This window comes from Microvirga splendida, assembly GCF_016427565.1.
GTDB classification, from domain to species: Bacteria; Pseudomonadota; Alphaproteobacteria; order Rhizobiales; family Beijerinckiaceae; genus Microvirga; species Microvirga splendida.
Map to the genome: position 1 here is coordinate 1 of NZ_JAELXT010000038.1, position 14,922 is coordinate 14,922.

The 14,922-nt window shown below is 64.8% G+C and carries 16 protein-coding genes and 1 tRNA gene; 5 read left to right on the forward strand and 12 right to left on the reverse strand.

All coding sequences use genetic code 11. From position 1 onward, the window contains the following. The 3 genes from JAO75_RS24690 to JAO75_RS21855 form a co-directional block, all read left to right on the forward strand. Positions 1 to 301, forward strand: a 301-nt coding sequence (locus tag JAO75_RS24690; protein ID WP_210340359.1) for a hypothetical protein, incomplete at its 5' end; no start/stop codon positions are given. An 11-nt stretch (positions 302 to 312) separates the two neighbouring features. Then, positions 313 to 1,605 (forward strand): adenylosuccinate synthase, encoded by a 1,293-nt coding sequence (locus tag JAO75_RS21850; RefSeq protein ID WP_199051325.1) that lies wholly within the window; start codon positions 313 to 315, stop codon positions 1,603 to 1,605. A gap of 34 nt (positions 1,606 to 1,639) precedes the next feature. Continuing rightward, positions 1,640 to 2,839, forward strand: coding sequence for a histidine kinase (locus tag JAO75_RS21855; protein WP_199051326.1), 1,200 nt, complete (start codon positions 1,640 to 1,642; stop codon positions 2,837 to 2,839). A gap of 92 nt (positions 2,840 to 2,931) precedes the next feature. On the opposite strand, the gene rpoH is transcribed toward JAO75_RS21855, so the two are convergent. Together rpoH and JAO75_RS21865 are read right to left on the reverse strand one after the other, a co-directional pair. Beyond that, on the reverse strand, positions 2,932 to 3,822 hold the full coding sequence (rpoH, locus tag JAO75_RS21860; RefSeq protein WP_199051327.1) for an RNA polymerase sigma factor RpoH: 891 nt from the start codon (positions 3,820 to 3,822) through the stop codon (positions 2,932 to 2,934). Between the two features lie 184 nt (positions 3,823 to 4,006). Further along, positions 4,007 to 5,005 carry an RluA family pseudouridine synthase gene (locus JAO75_RS21865; protein WP_199051328.1) on the reverse strand — a complete coding sequence of 333 codons (999 nt, stop codon included), beginning with the start codon at positions 5,003 to 5,005 and terminating at the stop codon, positions 4,007 to 4,009. 94 nt (positions 5,006 to 5,099) lie between these two features. Between JAO75_RS21865 and JAO75_RS21870 the strand changes: the two genes are divergently transcribed. Then, positions 5,100 to 5,175: transfer RNA gene (locus tag JAO75_RS21870), tRNA-Glu, on the forward strand. A gap of 92 nt (positions 5,176 to 5,267) precedes the next feature. On the opposite strand, the gene JAO75_RS21875 is transcribed toward JAO75_RS21870, so the two are convergent. From JAO75_RS21875 to ggt, 10 genes are all read right to left on the reverse strand, one after another. Next, complete coding sequence (locus JAO75_RS21875; RefSeq protein WP_199051329.1) at positions 5,268 to 5,678, reverse strand: cytochrome b family protein; 411 nt, start codon at positions 5,676 to 5,678, stop codon at positions 5,268 to 5,270. 261 nt (positions 5,679 to 5,939) lie between these two features. Beyond that, a complete protein-coding gene (locus JAO75_RS21880; protein ID WP_199051330.1) occupies positions 5,940 to 6,119 on the reverse strand; it encodes a hypothetical protein in 180 nt (59 codons plus the stop codon). A 241-nt stretch (positions 6,120 to 6,360) separates the two neighbouring features. Further along, a complete protein-coding gene (locus JAO75_RS21885) occupies positions 6,361 to 6,507 on the reverse strand; it encodes a hypothetical protein (RefSeq protein WP_199051331.1) in 147 nt (48 codons plus the stop codon). Between the two features lie 52 nt (positions 6,508 to 6,559). Continuing rightward, positions 6,560 to 6,724 (reverse strand): hypothetical protein, encoded by a 165-nt coding sequence (locus JAO75_RS21890; protein ID WP_199051332.1) that lies wholly within the window; start codon positions 6,722 to 6,724, stop codon positions 6,560 to 6,562. 60 nt (positions 6,725 to 6,784) lie between these two features. Continuing rightward, a complete protein-coding gene (locus JAO75_RS21895) occupies positions 6,785 to 8,122 on the reverse strand; it encodes a TRAP transporter large permease (protein WP_199051333.1) in 1,338 nt (445 codons plus the stop codon). Next, a complete protein-coding gene (locus JAO75_RS21900) occupies positions 8,122 to 8,739 on the reverse strand; it encodes a TRAP transporter small permease subunit (protein ID WP_425523212.1) in 618 nt (205 codons plus the stop codon). Before JAO75_RS21900 ends, JAO75_RS21895 begins: the two co-directional genes overlap by 1 nt. Before the next feature lie 177 nt (positions 8,740 to 8,916). Further along, complete coding sequence (locus JAO75_RS21905) at positions 8,917 to 10,053, reverse strand: twin-arginine translocation signal domain-containing protein (RefSeq protein ID WP_199051334.1); 1,137 nt, start codon at positions 10,051 to 10,053, stop codon at positions 8,917 to 8,919. Positions 10,054 to 10,357: 304 nt separating this feature from the next. Further along, positions 10,358 to 11,548: an O-succinylhomoserine sulfhydrylase gene (locus tag JAO75_RS21910; protein WP_199051335.1), complete on the reverse strand. Its 1,191-nt coding sequence runs from the start codon at positions 11,546 to 11,548 to the stop codon at positions 10,358 to 10,360. 73 nt (positions 11,549 to 11,621) lie between these two features. Then, positions 11,622 to 12,539 (reverse strand): dTDP-4-dehydrorhamnose reductase, encoded by a 918-nt coding sequence (gene rfbD / locus JAO75_RS21915; protein ID WP_199051336.1) that lies wholly within the window; start codon positions 12,537 to 12,539, stop codon positions 11,622 to 11,624. Positions 12,540 to 12,598: 59 nt separating this feature from the next. Further along, positions 12,599 to 14,353, reverse strand: a complete 1,755-nt coding sequence (gene ggt, locus JAO75_RS21920; RefSeq protein WP_199051337.1) for a gamma-glutamyltransferase — start codon at positions 14,351 to 14,353, stop codon at positions 12,599 to 12,601. Between the two features lie 190 nt (positions 14,354 to 14,543). Between ggt and JAO75_RS21925 the strand changes: the two genes are divergently transcribed. Beyond that, positions 14,544 to 14,774: a hypothetical protein gene (locus JAO75_RS21925; RefSeq protein ID WP_199051338.1), complete on the forward strand. Its 231-nt coding sequence runs from the start codon at positions 14,544 to 14,546 to the stop codon at positions 14,772 to 14,774. Positions 14,775 to 14,922: the final 148 nt, after the last annotated feature.

A 14,922-nucleotide genomic window follows, 5' to 3' on the forward strand; every position in this document is an offset into this window, starting at 1 on the left:
AACCGCGCGTGACGAGCAGTCTGGCTCTCACTTACCAACACCACATCGAGCCGGGCTGCCCGACGCGCCACCCTCGATCAACCCTTCAGGCTCGCAGCACCCGCTGCGGGCCACAAGGTGCTGGCTCTTCAATAAGTTCGAATCCAAGGCCGAACATGCAAAACCACATTCCCGCCTTTCCGGTGTTTATGATGCGGGGATGCAGGGCTCATTCCGCCTTGACCTGAGGCGCATGATCCACCATGAGGGTTTGCAAGGTTTTTACCCAGCCCTGGCCTTGCGCCGGGGCTTTTTCATGTGAGGGTTTAGGCGATGGCGAACGTGGTTGTCGTGGGCGCCCAATGGGGCGACGAGGGCAAGGGCAAGATCGTCGACTGGTTGTCCGAACAGGCGGACGTGGTCGTGCGGTTCCAGGGCGGACACAATGCCGGCCACACCCTCGTGATCGGCGACAAGGTCTACAAGCTCTCGCTCCTGCCCTCCGGCGTCGTGCGTCCCAACAAGCTCTCGGTCATCGGCAACGGCGTGGTGCTCGACCCCCATGCGCTGGCCGGCGAGGTGGAGCGCCTGGGCGAGCAGGGCGTCTCGATCAGCCGCGAGAACCTGCGCGTGGCCGAGAACGCCACGCTCATTCTCTCGATCCACCGCGAGCTCGATGCCCTTCGGGAAAGCGGCAGCGCCGGCACCAAGATCGGCACCACCAAGCGCGGCATCGGCCCGGCCTACGAGGACAAGGCCGGCCGCCGTGCCATCCGCCTCATGGATCTGGCCGATCTCTCGTCGCTGCGCGACAAGATCGACCGCCTGCTCACGCACCACAATGCGCTGCGCCGCGGCTTCGGTCTCGCCGAATTCAAGCCCGAGGAGATCTACGAGGAGCTGGCCTCGGTCGCCCCGAAGGTGCTGCCCTACATGGACGCCGTGTGGCGCCTCCTCGACGAGGAACGCCGGGCCGGCAAGCGCATCCTGTTCGAGGGCGCTCAAGGGGCGCTGCTCGATGTCGATCACGGCACCTATCCCTTCGTCACCTCGTCCAACACGGTGGCCGGCCAGGCGGCGACCGGCTCGGGCATGGGTCCCGGAGCCGTCGGCTACGTGCTCGGCATCGCCAAGGCCTATACGACCCGCGTGGGCGAGGGGCCGTTCCCGACCGAACTCTTCGACGAGACCGGCGAGCTGATCGGCCAGAAGGGCAAGGAGTTCGGCGTGGTCACGGGGCGCAAGCGCCGCTGCGGCTGGTTCGACGCGACGCTCGTGCGCCAGACCGTGCGCACGTCGGGCATCGACGGCATCGCGCTCACCAAGCTCGACATCCTCGACGGCTTCGAGACCATCAGGATCGGCGTCGGCTACAAGCTCGATGGCGAGACCATCGACTACTTCCCGGCGAGCCAGGGCGCGCAGGCCCGCGTCGAGCCGATCTACGAGGAGTTCGAGGGCTGGAGCGGCTCGACTGCGGGCGCCCGTTCCTGGGCGGACCTGCCGGCGCAGGCCATCAAGTATGTCCGCCGCATCGAGGAATTGATCGGCGCGCCCGTCGCAGTTCTCTCCACCTCGCCGGAGCGTGACGACACAATCCTCATGAAGAACCCGTTTGAGGGTTGACGGCAGGGCCTCGGCGGGTCCATTCCGAAGAGAAATGGCAGATTATTACCCTCTCATCGCTCGGGCCGTCGAAGGCTTGCCCGAGCAGAACCCCGACACGCGGCACGCCGTCTACGAGCGGGCCCGCACGGCCTTGGTCGCGCAGCTGCGCTCGCTCAACCCGCCCCTTTCGGAGGCGGAGATCCAGCAGGAGAGCCGCTCCCTCGACGCGGCCATCGACCGGGTCGAGGCGGATTATGCGCCGCTGGCCGGGTTCGATCCCGATGCCGCCCCGACCCTGCCTGATGAAGAGCCGCCGGCTCGGCCCGCGCCCGAGGGCGCCCGTGGCGCCGCCTCGGTCCACGGCCTGCGGGCCCCGGCTCCCCAGCCGGCCCGGGATGACGAGTTCGAGGATTCCTATGCCGAGCCGGCGGTGTCCCGGCCCAAGATCGACAGCCGGCCTCATCCGGCCATGCAGAGCAAGGGGCGTGCGCGCACCATCGTGTTCGGCTCGGTCCTGGCGCTCGTGATCGCAGCCATTGCGGCCTTCGCCTTCCTGTGGCGCGACAGGCCCGAGGACCTCGCTCCCGAGACCCCGGTCGCCGAGGCGCCAGCAGCGCCGCCCGCCGATTCCAAGATCAACGAGCGCGTGGGCGGCCAGGCGCCGCCCGCTGCCGCAGCCGCTCCCAACCCGGCGCCGCGCCAGGAGACGGGCGTTGCGCAGCGCGCGGTCTTCTACGAAGAGGATCCCGCCAATCCCTCGGCGCCCAAGGCGCAGGTCGGACGCGTGACGTGGCGCCTCGAGGACGTCAATCCGGGGCAGGGCCAGCCGCTGGAGCGGGCCGTGGTCGCCAATGTGGACGTGCCGGATGCCGGGCTCGCCATGAAGATGGTCCTGCGGCGCAATCTCGACACGACGCTGCCGGCGTCCCACACGGTCGAACTCACCTTCACCACCCGCGAGGGCGATACGAACCGGGTGATCCGGGACGTGGGGCTGCTGCAGTTCAAGAGCGAGGAGGCCGCCCGCGGCACCCCGGTCGCCGGCCTGCCGGTGCCCGTGCGCGAGAACCTGTTCCTCATCGGCCTGTCCAACCTGCAGGCCGATATTGCGCGCAACACGCAGCTGTTCGTGCGCCGCAACTGGATCGACCTGCCGGTGCGCATGGCTTCGGGCCAGCGCGCCATTCTCAGTTTCGAGAAGGGCGGCTCCGGCGAGCAGATCATCAACGATGCCTTCAGCCAGTGGCAATAGGCTGAAAGCAGACACTGGACAGCAAAAAGCCGCGCATCATGCGCGGCTTTTTCGTTGGGTCTCGCCTTTGAGGGGAGCTTGCCTTTGAGGCGTCAGGCGTCGGCCGACGACGTCTCGATCTGGGTCAGGTTCTTCTTGACCGCTTCCTGGATCTTCTCGAAGGCGCGTACCTCGATCTGGCGGACGCGCTCGCGGGAGACGCCGAACTCCGTGGAGAGCTCCTCCAGGGTGATCGGGTCATCCGACAGGCGGCGCGCCTCGAAGATGCGGCGCTCGCGCGGGTTGAGCACGGAGAGCGCGTTGCGCAGGGCCTTCAGGCGGTTCTGGCCCTCCTCCTCCTCGACGAGCACCTGCTCCTGGCTCTGGCCCTGGTCGACGAGCCAATCCTGCCACTCGCCGCCGCCTTCGCCCTCGTCGCGCAGGGGGGCGTTGAGGGAGGTGTCGCCGCCGAGGCGGCGGTTCATGTCCACCACGTCCTGCTCGGTCACGCCGAGCTGGGTGGCGATCTGCTTGACGTTGTCAGGGTGCAGGTCGCCTTCCTCGAAGGCGGAGATGCGGCCCTTGGCCTTGCGCAGGTTGAAGAACAGCTTCTTCTGGTTCGCCGTGGTGCCCATCTTCACGAGGGACCAGGACCGCAGGATGTATTCCTGAATGGCCGCCTTGATCCACCACATGGCATAGGTGGCGAGGCGGAAGCCCTTGTCGGGCTCGAAGCGCTTGACGGCCTGCATCAGGCCGACATTGCCTTCGGACACCACTTCGCCGATCGGCAGGCCATAGCCGCGATAGCCCATGGCGATCTTGGCGACCAGACGCAGGTGGGATGTGACGAGCTTGTGGGCGGCTTCGCGATCTCCATGCTCACGCCAGCGTTTGGCGAGCATGTATTCCTCATGCGGCTCGAGCATGGGGAAGCGACGGATCTCGTCGAGATAGCGCGAAAGGCCTCCTTCATTGGCAAGCACCGGAAGCGCTGTAGCCATAGTCTCTCCTCCTTTGGCTCCCTCACCGTGAGGCAAGCCTGAGGCGGCCCCCTCCATGGCTGGCCGCCAACCTTCTTATAAGCGGTTCAACCTTGTCCGAATAGAGGCGTCAGGCTTCAAGACGTGGTGAACGCATCAGAATCGCAAGGGTGCCAGCGTGGCCGACTTTTGCGACCGATTGACGCTAAATTTCTGCCCGCAAGGCCTCCAGGAGGGCCGCGATATCGGCCGGAAGCGGGCTCTCGAACCGCAGGAACTCGCCGCTGCGCGGGTGCTCAAAGCCCAGGATGGCGGCGTGCAGGGCCTGCCGCCTCAGGGTGGCGAGCGCCTCCTGCGACCTCTCCGCGAGGCGGTTGGCCTTCGTCTTGAAACCGGAGCCGTAAGTCGCATCGCCGAGGAGCGGATGCCCGAGATGGGCCATATGCACCCGGATCTGGTGCGTGCGCCCGGTCTCCAGCTCGCACCGGACGAGGCTCGCCATGGGCTGTGCAGGGGATAGGCTCTCCAGGAGTTCGTAATGGGTGATGGCATAGCGGCCGCGCTCCTCGCCCACCACCACGATCTTCTCGCGATTGTGGGTGGAACGGGCGAGCGCCGCCTCCACGGTCCCGCGCCGGCGCTCGGGCACGCCCCAGACGATGGCCAGATAGGCCCGCTCCAGCGGGCCCGTGCGGCCATGGTCGGCGAATTGCGCCGAGAGGGCCTGATGGGCGACATCGTTCTTGGCCACCACCAGCAGGCCCGAGGTGTCCTTGTCGAGCCGGTGCACGATGCCCGGCCGCTTCACGCCGCCGATGCCCGACAGGCTCTCGCCGCAATGGGCGATGAGCGCGTTCACCAGCGTGCCTGAATCGTGCCCCGCCGCCGGGTGGACCACGAGACCGGGCGGCTTGTCGATGACGATCACGTCGTCATCCTCATAGACGATGCTGAGCGCCATCACCTCGCCGGCCGGTTCCGCCGGCACCGGCGGCGGCACGTTCAATCCGATGCGGGCACCGCCTGCCACCTTGCGGTTGGGGTCGAGCACCGGCGCGCCGTCGACGGTCACCTGACCGTCACGGATCAGCGCCTGGAGGCGGCTGCGCGACAGGTCGCCCTGAAGCCGCGCCAGCACCCGGTCCAGCCGCTCGGGCGCAAGGCCATCCTCCAAAATCCATTCGTGCCGCGTCGCGTCGTTCACCGCATCCTCATTTCCGGTCGGCCTTCGCTTTTTTCAGCAAAAGGGCTTGATGCAAATCAGAAGGGTGGTTATACGAGCGGCCTCCACCTTGCTAGCTCCCTTCGTCTAGCGGTCTAGGACGTCGCCCTCTCACGGCGAAAACAGGGGTTCGAGTCCCCTAGGGAGCGCCAAAGGTTCAAAGAAAAAGCCCCGCTTCGGCGGGGCTTTTCTTTTTCAGATCCGTCAGCCCAAGAGAGCCTGTCACATCACGACGAATCGGATCTCATTCGGCCGGCGTCAGATGGGCTGCCGGACGGGGAGCGAGATCCCGCGCCGGGCGGAAGACGAAGTAGGCGAACAGGATCATGGCTGCGAACACGATCAGGGACGCGAGCGCGGCGATCGGATCGGCCGCGTGATAGCCGAGATGGATGGCGGCGACGGCGATCGTGAGCACGACCGTGCCGAGCGACCAGAGGACGACCTGAAGCATTGCCATTCGGCTCGTGTCGAGGGCAGGGCGGCGCTCGTAATAGATGCCGAACAGAAATAGGGAGACCCATCCCAGCAGGTTGAGGTGGGCGTGCGCCGGCATGAGCGCGTGGTTCTGGGTCATCGCCATGCCGATGCCCATGGCCATGCCAGCGATGACGAACAGAACGGCAAGCCTGAAGCTGAGTGAAGAAGCGTGCATGAGGTGTCCTCCAAAGTTTCCCGAGTTGATCTCGGGTCTATCCTTAAAGGAGGAGAAGTATGACTGATGTGTGCGGCGGCACAAATGTAATGTTTGCGATGTCATCTCTGTAACGATGCATCGTGGAAGTAAGCGGTCGTCGGATATACTGTTGCTGACGCGCAAAAGGACAGGCTGAACGCGCCCGCATCAAGGGGAGTCTTCGGCCGCGTGGCAAACACAATGGGGAGCTCAGGCTCCCCATTGTGCCTTGAGAACGGCTCAGTTCTTACGGCCGCCGCTTTGAATGTCCGTCGATGGGGCGCGCTGCGGATGGTTGCCGCCGCCCTGCCGCTCGAAGGCGTTCTCGCAGCGGTCGATATGGCTCTCGGCCCGCTGCTGCATCTCCTGGATGTTGTGGCACGGGTCGTTGACGTCCTGCTGGCAGAATGCGCAGATCATAAGCTTGGTCTCCGTTTGCGCTGCTGGATGCAGGGCCAACGTGGAGGCCAGATCGCAGTTCCTCCCGCCGAACGCAAAACGGCCCGCATGGGCGGGCCGTCGAGAGAACTTGCGAGAGATCTTGGCGGGCTCAGCTGCGCTGGGTCACGCGAGCCTTGCGCGATCCCGAAGGCTTGCCCTTCGAACGCTTCTGCTTCTTCCAGGATGGTCTCACGCGGGCTTTGCAGGCCATGGCTTTCTCCTATGGTGTGTTGCTGTCGTCTGATCTCGGAGCATCCGGGTCGGTCTTCTCGAGACCTTTGCGCTGATCGTTTCCTGTCACGCTCCGGTTGCCCTGCTCGGCGCGATCCGGGCCGCTCTGGCCGGGATGCACGATGCTGGTGTTCACGCTCTGCTCTGCCAACCCCTGAGGCCGGTCCTCGCCTTTGCCGGACATCGCATCAACCGCCGCTCTGACTGTCGCCGCGGCGGGCGTCGGAGTTCATGCCCTGCCGGTCCTGGAGGGCATGCTCGCACCGGTCCACAAGGCTTGCGGCGCGCTGCTGCAGCTCCTGCCTATTATGGCAGGGATCGTCCACGTCCTGGTGGCAGAACTGGCACTTCATGCTGGCCTCCTTCGGGCACGAACAGGAGGCCAACGTGAAGGCGCTATGGGAGTTCCGATCTCAGCCGTAGAGGTAGCGCGGCAGCCATAGGCCGAGGTCCGGGAAGGTGTAGAACATGATCATGGCGATGATGACGAGGAACAGGAACGGCATCACGCCGGCGAAGATCTCGTTGATGCTCACATGCGGCGGCGCGATGCCCTTGAGATAGAACGGCGCCATGGCCACCGGCGGCGACAGGAACGAGGTCTGGATGTTCAGCGCGATCAGGATGCCGAAGAAGATCGGGTCGATGCCGAAATTGTCGAGGAGCGGCAGGAAGATCGGCACGAAGATCACCACGATCTCCGTCCATTCCAGCGGCCAACCCAGCACGAAGATGATCACCTGGGTGAGGATCAGGAACCAGAATGGAGAGAGGTTGAGGCTCGTGACGAAATTTTCCACCGGCTGATGTCCGCCGAGGAAGGCGAAGATCGACGAGAAGATGAACGAGCCCACGAAGAGCCAGCAGACCATGGCCGAGGTGCGGGCGGTGAGAATGACCGATTCCTTCAGCTTGTCGAACGACAGCGACCGGTAGGCGGCCGCCAGCAGCAGGCTACCCAAGGCACCGACGGCCGCCGCTTCGGTCGGGGTCGCGATGCCGAAGAAGATGGCGCCGAGCACAGACAGGATGAGAAGCGCCAGGGGGAAGAACGACGTGGCCAGGGCCCAGACGATCTTCGTCAGCGGAACCTTGCGCTCCTCCGGCGGCAGCTTGGGCGCCAGTTCCGGATTGAGGGCGCAGCGCACGATGACGTAGAACGTGTAGAGCGCGGCCAGCAGGAGGCCCGGGAAGAGGGCGCCCGCATACAGCTTCGGCACGGAGACGCCGGCGGTCGCGCCGTACAGGATGAGCAGCACGCTCGGGGGAAGCAGAATGCCCAGACACCCGCCGGCGCAGACGACGCCTGCGGACAGCTTCACGTCATAGCCTGCCTTCAGCATGGCCGGGAAGGCGAGGAGGCCCATGAGGGTCACCACCGCGCCCACGATGCCTGTCGCTGTCGCGAAGAGCGCGCAGGTGACCAGCGTTGCGATGGCGAGCGAGCCGGGAAGGCCGCCGATGGCGATCTGGATCGAGTAGAACAATCGGTCGAGGATGTTCGCCCGCTCGATGATGTAGCCCATGAAGACGAAGAGCGGGATGGCGACGAGCGTGTCGTTCGTCATCACCGAATAGGCCCGTTGCACCACGAGCGCGAACACGATGTCGCCCATGGCGAAGTAGCCGAAGCCGAAACCGAGGGCCATCAGCGTGAACGCGATGGGAAACCCCAACATGATGAAAACCACGAACAGGCCGAGCATCACCACGCCCAGTTCGGGATTCCCCAGCCCCCAAGATGCCAGCATCAGATGGTCCCCTTCGTCAGGCCTTGTTGCTCGGCCTCTTCGAGAATGCGCTTTTCGGTTTCTTCCACGTCATGCAGCCGCTGCGGCCACTCGCCGGTGCGCAGGCAATGAATGCAGCGAATGACCTCGGCGATGCCCTGGAACGTCATCAGGAGGCCCGCGAGAGGGATCAACGCCTTGAAGGGATAGATCGGCGGCCCGTTGGGCGAATTCATGGAATGCTCGTTCATCATCCATGACATCTGGGAAAACGGAATGCCGGCGTAGATGAGGGCGAGAATGCCGGGAAAGAAGAACAGGAAATAGAGCACGAGGTCCAAGCTCGCCTGCCGGCGCGGCCGCCAGTTGCGGTAGAGAAAGTCGCCTCTCACATGGCTGTTGCGCGCCAGGGTATAAGGCCCTGCGATCATGAAGAGCAGGCCATAGAGCATGTAGCTCGCGTCGAAAGCCCATTCGGTCGGGGCCCGCAGCACGTAGCGCGAGAACACCTCGTAGCAGACCGCGAGTGTGAGGGCGAGGATCGCCCAGGCGACGGTCTTGCCGATGAAGGTGTTGATGCGGTCGATAAGATAGACGAAGCGCATGGGCGAGGCCCTTTTTGGAAGCCTGCGGGACATCAGCGCATCGTGCGGTCCCCTGGGTCCGCACGATGCGCAGCTTAAGGGATTGAGCATCGGGTGGATCCCAAGAGTGCAAGTCCACTTTTGGGTCCGATACTCTACGAGGGCGGCATCATGCGTGCCGCCCTCGTCGTTCGAAACGTCTCGGATGAAACAGGGCCCGAGGGCCATTCCTCAGGTGGTCTTGAAGAAGTGGTCGTAGGCCATGTCGCGCGAGGGCTCGTTCAGGCGCTCGTAGGCATAGGTGCGCTTGACCCAATCCTTCTGGCTGTCGATCACCTTCTTGAAGAACGCATCCTTCGAGAACTCGTCGATGACCTTGTTCCAGGCATCGAGCTGCACCTGCAGCACCGAGTCCGGCGTCTTCTTCACCTGCACGCCGCGTCCGCGAATGGCCTCGAGGTCCTTGGAATAGCGGTCGAGCGCCTTCCAGGACATATCGGCCGACTCGGACTCCGACGCATACTTGATGATGGCCTTCAGCTCAGCCGGAAGCGCATCGTACTTCGCCTTGTTGAACAGGATCTCGAAGGTTTCGCCGGACTGATGATAGCTCTGCATCATCAGGTTCTTCGACACGTCGGGGAAGCCGAGGATGAGATCGGAGGACGGGTTGTTGAACTCGGCGCCGTCGATGACGCCGCGCTCCAGCGCCGGCACGATCTCGCCGCCGGCCAGGATGGTGACGGCTGCCCCGAGCTGGCGGTTGAGGTCGGCGGCCAAGCCCACCGTGCGGTACTTCAGGCCCTTGAAGGCGTCAGCCGAGGTCACCTCGTTCTTGAACCAGCCCAGCGGCTGAGCCGGCATCGGACCCGACAGGAAGCCGACGAGATTGAGCTTCAGGATCTGGTTCTGCAGCTCGTTGTAGAGATCGTAGCCGCCGCCGTAGTTCATCCAGCCGAGGAACGAGTTGGCGTCCCAGCCGAAGGACGGGCCGGTGCCGAACAGCGCATAGGCCTTGTTCTTGCCGTACCAATAGGCCGCCACGCCATGGCCGCCGTCGAGAATGCCGGCATGCACCGCATCCTGCAGCTGGAAGGCCGGGACGACGGCCCCGGAGGCAAGGACGTCCAGCTTCAGGCGCCCGCCCGACATGTCGTTCACGCGCTTGGCGAAGTCGTTGCAAAACTCGTGGAAGATGTCGCGGTTCGGCCAGGTGGACTGAAACTTCCAGTTGGTGGTCTGGGCTCTGGAGACTTGAGGTGCTGCGACCGTTGCTGCCGCTCCCAGGCCGGCAACCTGCAGGAACCGACGACGAGACTGCTTGGATGCACTCGGAGTCTGAGACGCTGGTGTTTTGTCTTTTTTCACTGCTTCCTCCCTCAACCATTACATTGTGAGGATCGCGTTTTCTTATGCTGGAACGCGTTATTCCGCAGAGGATGGGGGGTCATTTCCCCCATGACTTCAAGGGGTGCGGAAGGGAGTGCGATATAGACCTCTGGCGTAGACGCGTTTTACTTCGCCGGTCCATGTTCTGCATCGGTCATCGTGTGCTGAGACCTTGAGAGCGCAGCCGCTCCATCGACGGAATGGTCCGGCGATGGGCAAACAACCCGCATGCAAGCCGGCGGCCTCCAGGCCAGCCCGGCTCCGTATCACGCGCTTGTGATGTTCAGGCGCGGTCAAGGGCGCGGGAGAGATCCTCGAGCAGGTCGTCCCTGTGCTCCAGTCCGACCGACAGACGCACGAGTCCGTCCGTGATCCCCATCTCGGCGCGCTGTTCGGGCGTGAAGCGCTGGTGGGTGGTGGTCGCCGGGTGAGTGACGAGGCTCTTCGCGTCGCCCAGATTGTTGGAGATCCTGATCAGCCTGAGAGCGTTCAGGAAGCGGAAAGCGCCTTCCTTGCCGCCCTTCACGTCGAGGGCGATCATGGTCGAGGGGCCGCTCATCTGCCGGGCGATCAGTTCCGCCTGAGGATGGTCCGGCCGTCCCGGATAGATCAGGCGCCGCAGCTTGGGATGACCATGAAGCGCATCGGCGAGATAGCCGGCATTGGCCGTCTGCTTCTCGACGCGCAGCGGCAGCGTCTCGAGGCCTTTCAGAAGAACCCAGGCATTGAAGGGCGAGATCGACGGTCCCGTCATGCGCAGGAAGTGCTGCACCTTGTTCTCGATGAACTCGGTGGAGGCGAGGATTACCCCGCCCAGACATCGCCCCTGGCCGTCGATATGCTTGGTGGCGGAATAGACGACGCAGTCGGCGCCCAGTGCGAGGGGCTTCTGGAAAAGCGGGGTCGCGAAGACATTGTCGACCGTGAGCGTCGCACCGGCCTCATGCGCGATGGCCGCAACCGCCGCGATGTCGACGATCTCGAGGCTCGGGTTGGTCGGCGTCTCCAGCAGGAAGGCCTTGGTTTCCGGCCGCACGGCTTTGCGCCACTGGTTCAGGTCCGTGCCGTCGACCAGGGTGCAGCCCACACCGAAGCGGGGCAGAAAATCCTCCACAACCCAGCGGCAGGAGCCGAACAGCGCACGGGCCGCCACCACATGGTCGCCGGCCTGGACTTGGCCCACCATGGCGGCGGTCACGGCGGCCATGCCGCTCGCCGTCGCGCGGGCCGCTTCCGCTCCCTCCAACGCGGCGACGCGCTGCTCGAAGGCATCGATTGTGGGGTTCGAGAAGCGGCTGTAGCTGTAGCCCGGCTCCTCGTTCAGGAAACGCCGCTCGGCACTCTCGGCGCTCTCGTAGATGAAGCCCTGCGTGAGGAACAGCGCCTCGGACGTCTCCCCGAAGGGCGTGCGCTGGTTGCCCTCGTGCACGAGGCGGGTTTCAAGGCGGTGGGGCGGCTCTTTGGGCGGGGTCATCCATCGATCCTACGACTGTTCTTTATAAAGAACAATCGTCTTCTTTTGGCGGAAAATTTCTGCCTTCGCCCGCTCAGCCCACATTGCCCCGGAGAAATTCCTTGCGGGTCTCCTCGATGAGGCGCTTCACACACGGCTCGAGCGACGAGCGCCAGGGCGGCAGCACCACGCCGTGCTTCTCTTTAAGCTTGGTGCAGTCGAGGCGGGAATTGGCCGGCCTTCTGGCCGGGGTAGGGTAGTCCGAGGTCGCAATCGGCCGGACCTTCGCCGAAGGCCCTTCGAGATGAGCCGACAGGGCGAAAATCTCCGTAGCGAATTCCGCCCAGCTGGCGAAGCCCGTGCCGGCCATGTGGAATAGCCCGCGCAGGTTCTTGTCCTCGGGCCGCTCCAGCAGGTTGCGGCCGACCGCGATGATGCCGTCGGCGATGTCCAGGGCGCTGGTGGGCGAGCCGTGCTGGTCGGCCACGACGCCGACCTCGTCGCGGTCGCCGGCCAAGCGCAGCATCGTCTTGACGAAGTTCTTGCCGAAAGGGCTGTAGATCCAGGCCGTGCGCAGGATGGCGTAGTTCTCGGCCTCGGCCGCCACCGCCTCTTCCCCTAACAGCTTCGAGGCGCCGTAGACGCCGAGCGGAGCGACCGGGTCGTCCTCCCGATAAGGATGGTCGGCGGTGCCGTCGAACACGTAGTCGGTGGAGATGTGGATCAGGGGCACGTTCATGGCGGCCGCAGTGCCGGCCACCACGCCGGCGCCGATCCCGTTGATGGCCTCGGCCAGCTCAGGAGCGGACTCGGCCTGATCGACCGCCGTATAGGCCGCCGCATTTACGATGACGTCGCCTCCGGTCTCGACCAGGGCATCCTCGATGCCCGACGGATCGGCAAGGTCGAGCTTGGGGCGGCCCACGAGCACGGCCTGCGCGCCGTGAGCCCGCGCCCGCTCCGCCAGAGAGCGCGCGACCTGTCCTTCCTTGCCGATGACGATGATACGCATGGAACCCGAACCTTCTCCAATGTGGAAGCAGCTGTCTGACAGGAACTGCCAGGCACCTGTCAATTGCCGATGGCAACCCCTTCGCGACGGCTGTCGGCCCCGCCGACGAGCCCTGCCGGGGTGACAACGACGGCATGGATGCCGGAGTTCTGGTCGATCAGCTTGACCTCGTGCCCCTTGGCCTCAAGGGCAGGCTTCCAGGCTTCGGCCTCGGTGCCGGCCTCAAGCTCGGTCGGTCCGTTGCGGCTGCCCATATTGGGCAGATCGGCGGCGACCTGCGGATCAAGCTTCCAGTCCAGGAGACCGACGAGCGTCTTGGCCACGTAGTTGGGGATCAGGCTTCCGCCCGGCGAGCCCACCACCGCATAGAGCTTGCCGCTGCCATCGAGCACCATGGTCGGCGCCATGGACGAGCGCGGACGCTTGCCGGCCTCAACGCGGTTGGCGATGGGCTTGCCGTCCTCCGTTGTGGCGAAGGAGAAGTCCGTCAGCTCGTTGTTGAGCAGAAAGCCGCTCTTCGTCATGACCCGCGCCCCGAACCCGTCCTCGATGGTGGTGGTCATGGACACGGCGTTGCCGTCGCGGTCGACGATGGAGATATGGCTCGTGCCGTATTCGATTCCGTCCGACGGCCCCCAGAGGAAGGTCTTCTGGAACGGCGGGTCGCCGGGCTTGGCCTTGCCCATGGACTTGTTCGGGTCGACGAGGGCGGCGCGGCTCTTGATGTAGCCGGGGTCGGTCAGGCCCTTGACGGGAACGTTCACGAAAGCCGGGTCGGCCAGGAAGAGGGCGCGGTCGGCATAGGCCAGGCGGCCCGCCTCAGCCATCCAGTGCGCCGCCTCCGGCCCGGGCTTCATCGCCGCCATGTCCTGGGTTTCCAGGACGCCCATGATCTGCTGCACGGCGACCTGGCCGGAGCTCGGCGGGCCCATGCCGCAGATCCTGTAGACGCGGTAGTTGCCGCACAGTGCCTCGCGCTCCTGCACCTTGTAGCCCTTCAGGTCCTCGAGGGTCATGTCGCCGGGATTGGTCGGATGTCCCGTCACGGTCGCCACGATGTCCTGGGCGATCTCGCCGCTGTAGAAGGCGTCAGCCCCCTTCTCGGCGACTGTGCGCAGCGTCCTGGCGAAGTTCGGATTCTTCAGGATGGTTCCGACCGCCTTGGGCGTGCCGTCGGGCTCGTAGAAATAGGCCCGGGCCACCGGATCGTTCTGGAGGTATTTCTCCTGGGTCAGCAGGCCGTTAAGGCGCGGCGAGATGGCAAAGCCCTCCTCGGCCAGGCGCGCCGCCGGCTCGATCACCTGCTGCCAGGACAGCTTGCCCCAGTTCTTGTGCGCCGTCTCGAGCAGGCGCAGCGTTCCCGGCACACCCACGGAGCGGCCGCCCACCACGGCCTCGTAGAACTTCATCGGCTTGCCGTCCGGGCCAAGAAAGCGTTCGGGCTTGGCGGCGGCAGGCGCCGTCTCGCGGCCGTCGAGTGTCGTCATGGTCGTGCCGTCCCAGAAGACCAGGAAGGCGCCGCCGCCGATGCCGGAGCTCTGCGGCTCGACGAGGTTGAGAACAAGCTGAACGGCGATGGCCGCATCGACGGCGCTGCCGCCGGCTGCAAGGATCTCCCGGCCGGCCTGCGCCGCCAGGGGATTGGCCGCGGCGACCATGTCCTTCGTCGCGGTGCCGGCCGACTTGAGCGTGCGGCCGGTCGGTGCCTCGGGCGAGGGGGCAACGGCTTGAGCGAATGCCAGCGGAGCGAAAGGCAGGCTGGCCAGGAGGCCGAGACCCACGAGGCCTCGGCGAAGGGTGCTCTGAACGATCATCGGCGCGCTCCCTGCTTGTTCCGGTTCAATTCACCGGCGTGGCAGAGCCTAACAAAGGATCATCCCTTTGCGCCACTTCCATTCCGCGCAGAAAAAGAAGAAATTCTGCTGATGCTGCGCTGCAATATCACACTCCTGTCATTGTTTTCCGGCAGGGTACGATTCGTCGCGAGAGGAAAAGGAGCAGGACATGTACTCATATAATCTGTTCCGGAGCACGAAACCGGACGGCCTTGTCTGTGCCGTTCCGGAAGAGCGTACGGTTCCTCCTTTTGTCACCGAGCCGAACTGGCAGTTCGGCGGCCGGGTGCAGGGACAGGAGGCTCCCCTCGGCTTCGACCGGAAAGCCGCCATGGAAGGTGTGCGCTTCAACGGCTTCTATCTTTTTGCGAGCTTTCAGAAGGACCGCCCGAGCCAATAGGGCCTTGAACGCAGCGGCGAGCATGTCTGGCCCCAGAGCCGGACATGCCGACCGACTAAAGAACTTCGATACAATTCGGATCCACTCTTGATCTCGAGCGGCGCCTGCTCTCTATCTTGCTGACCTTCGCGCCTGCCGCCCCGCATCA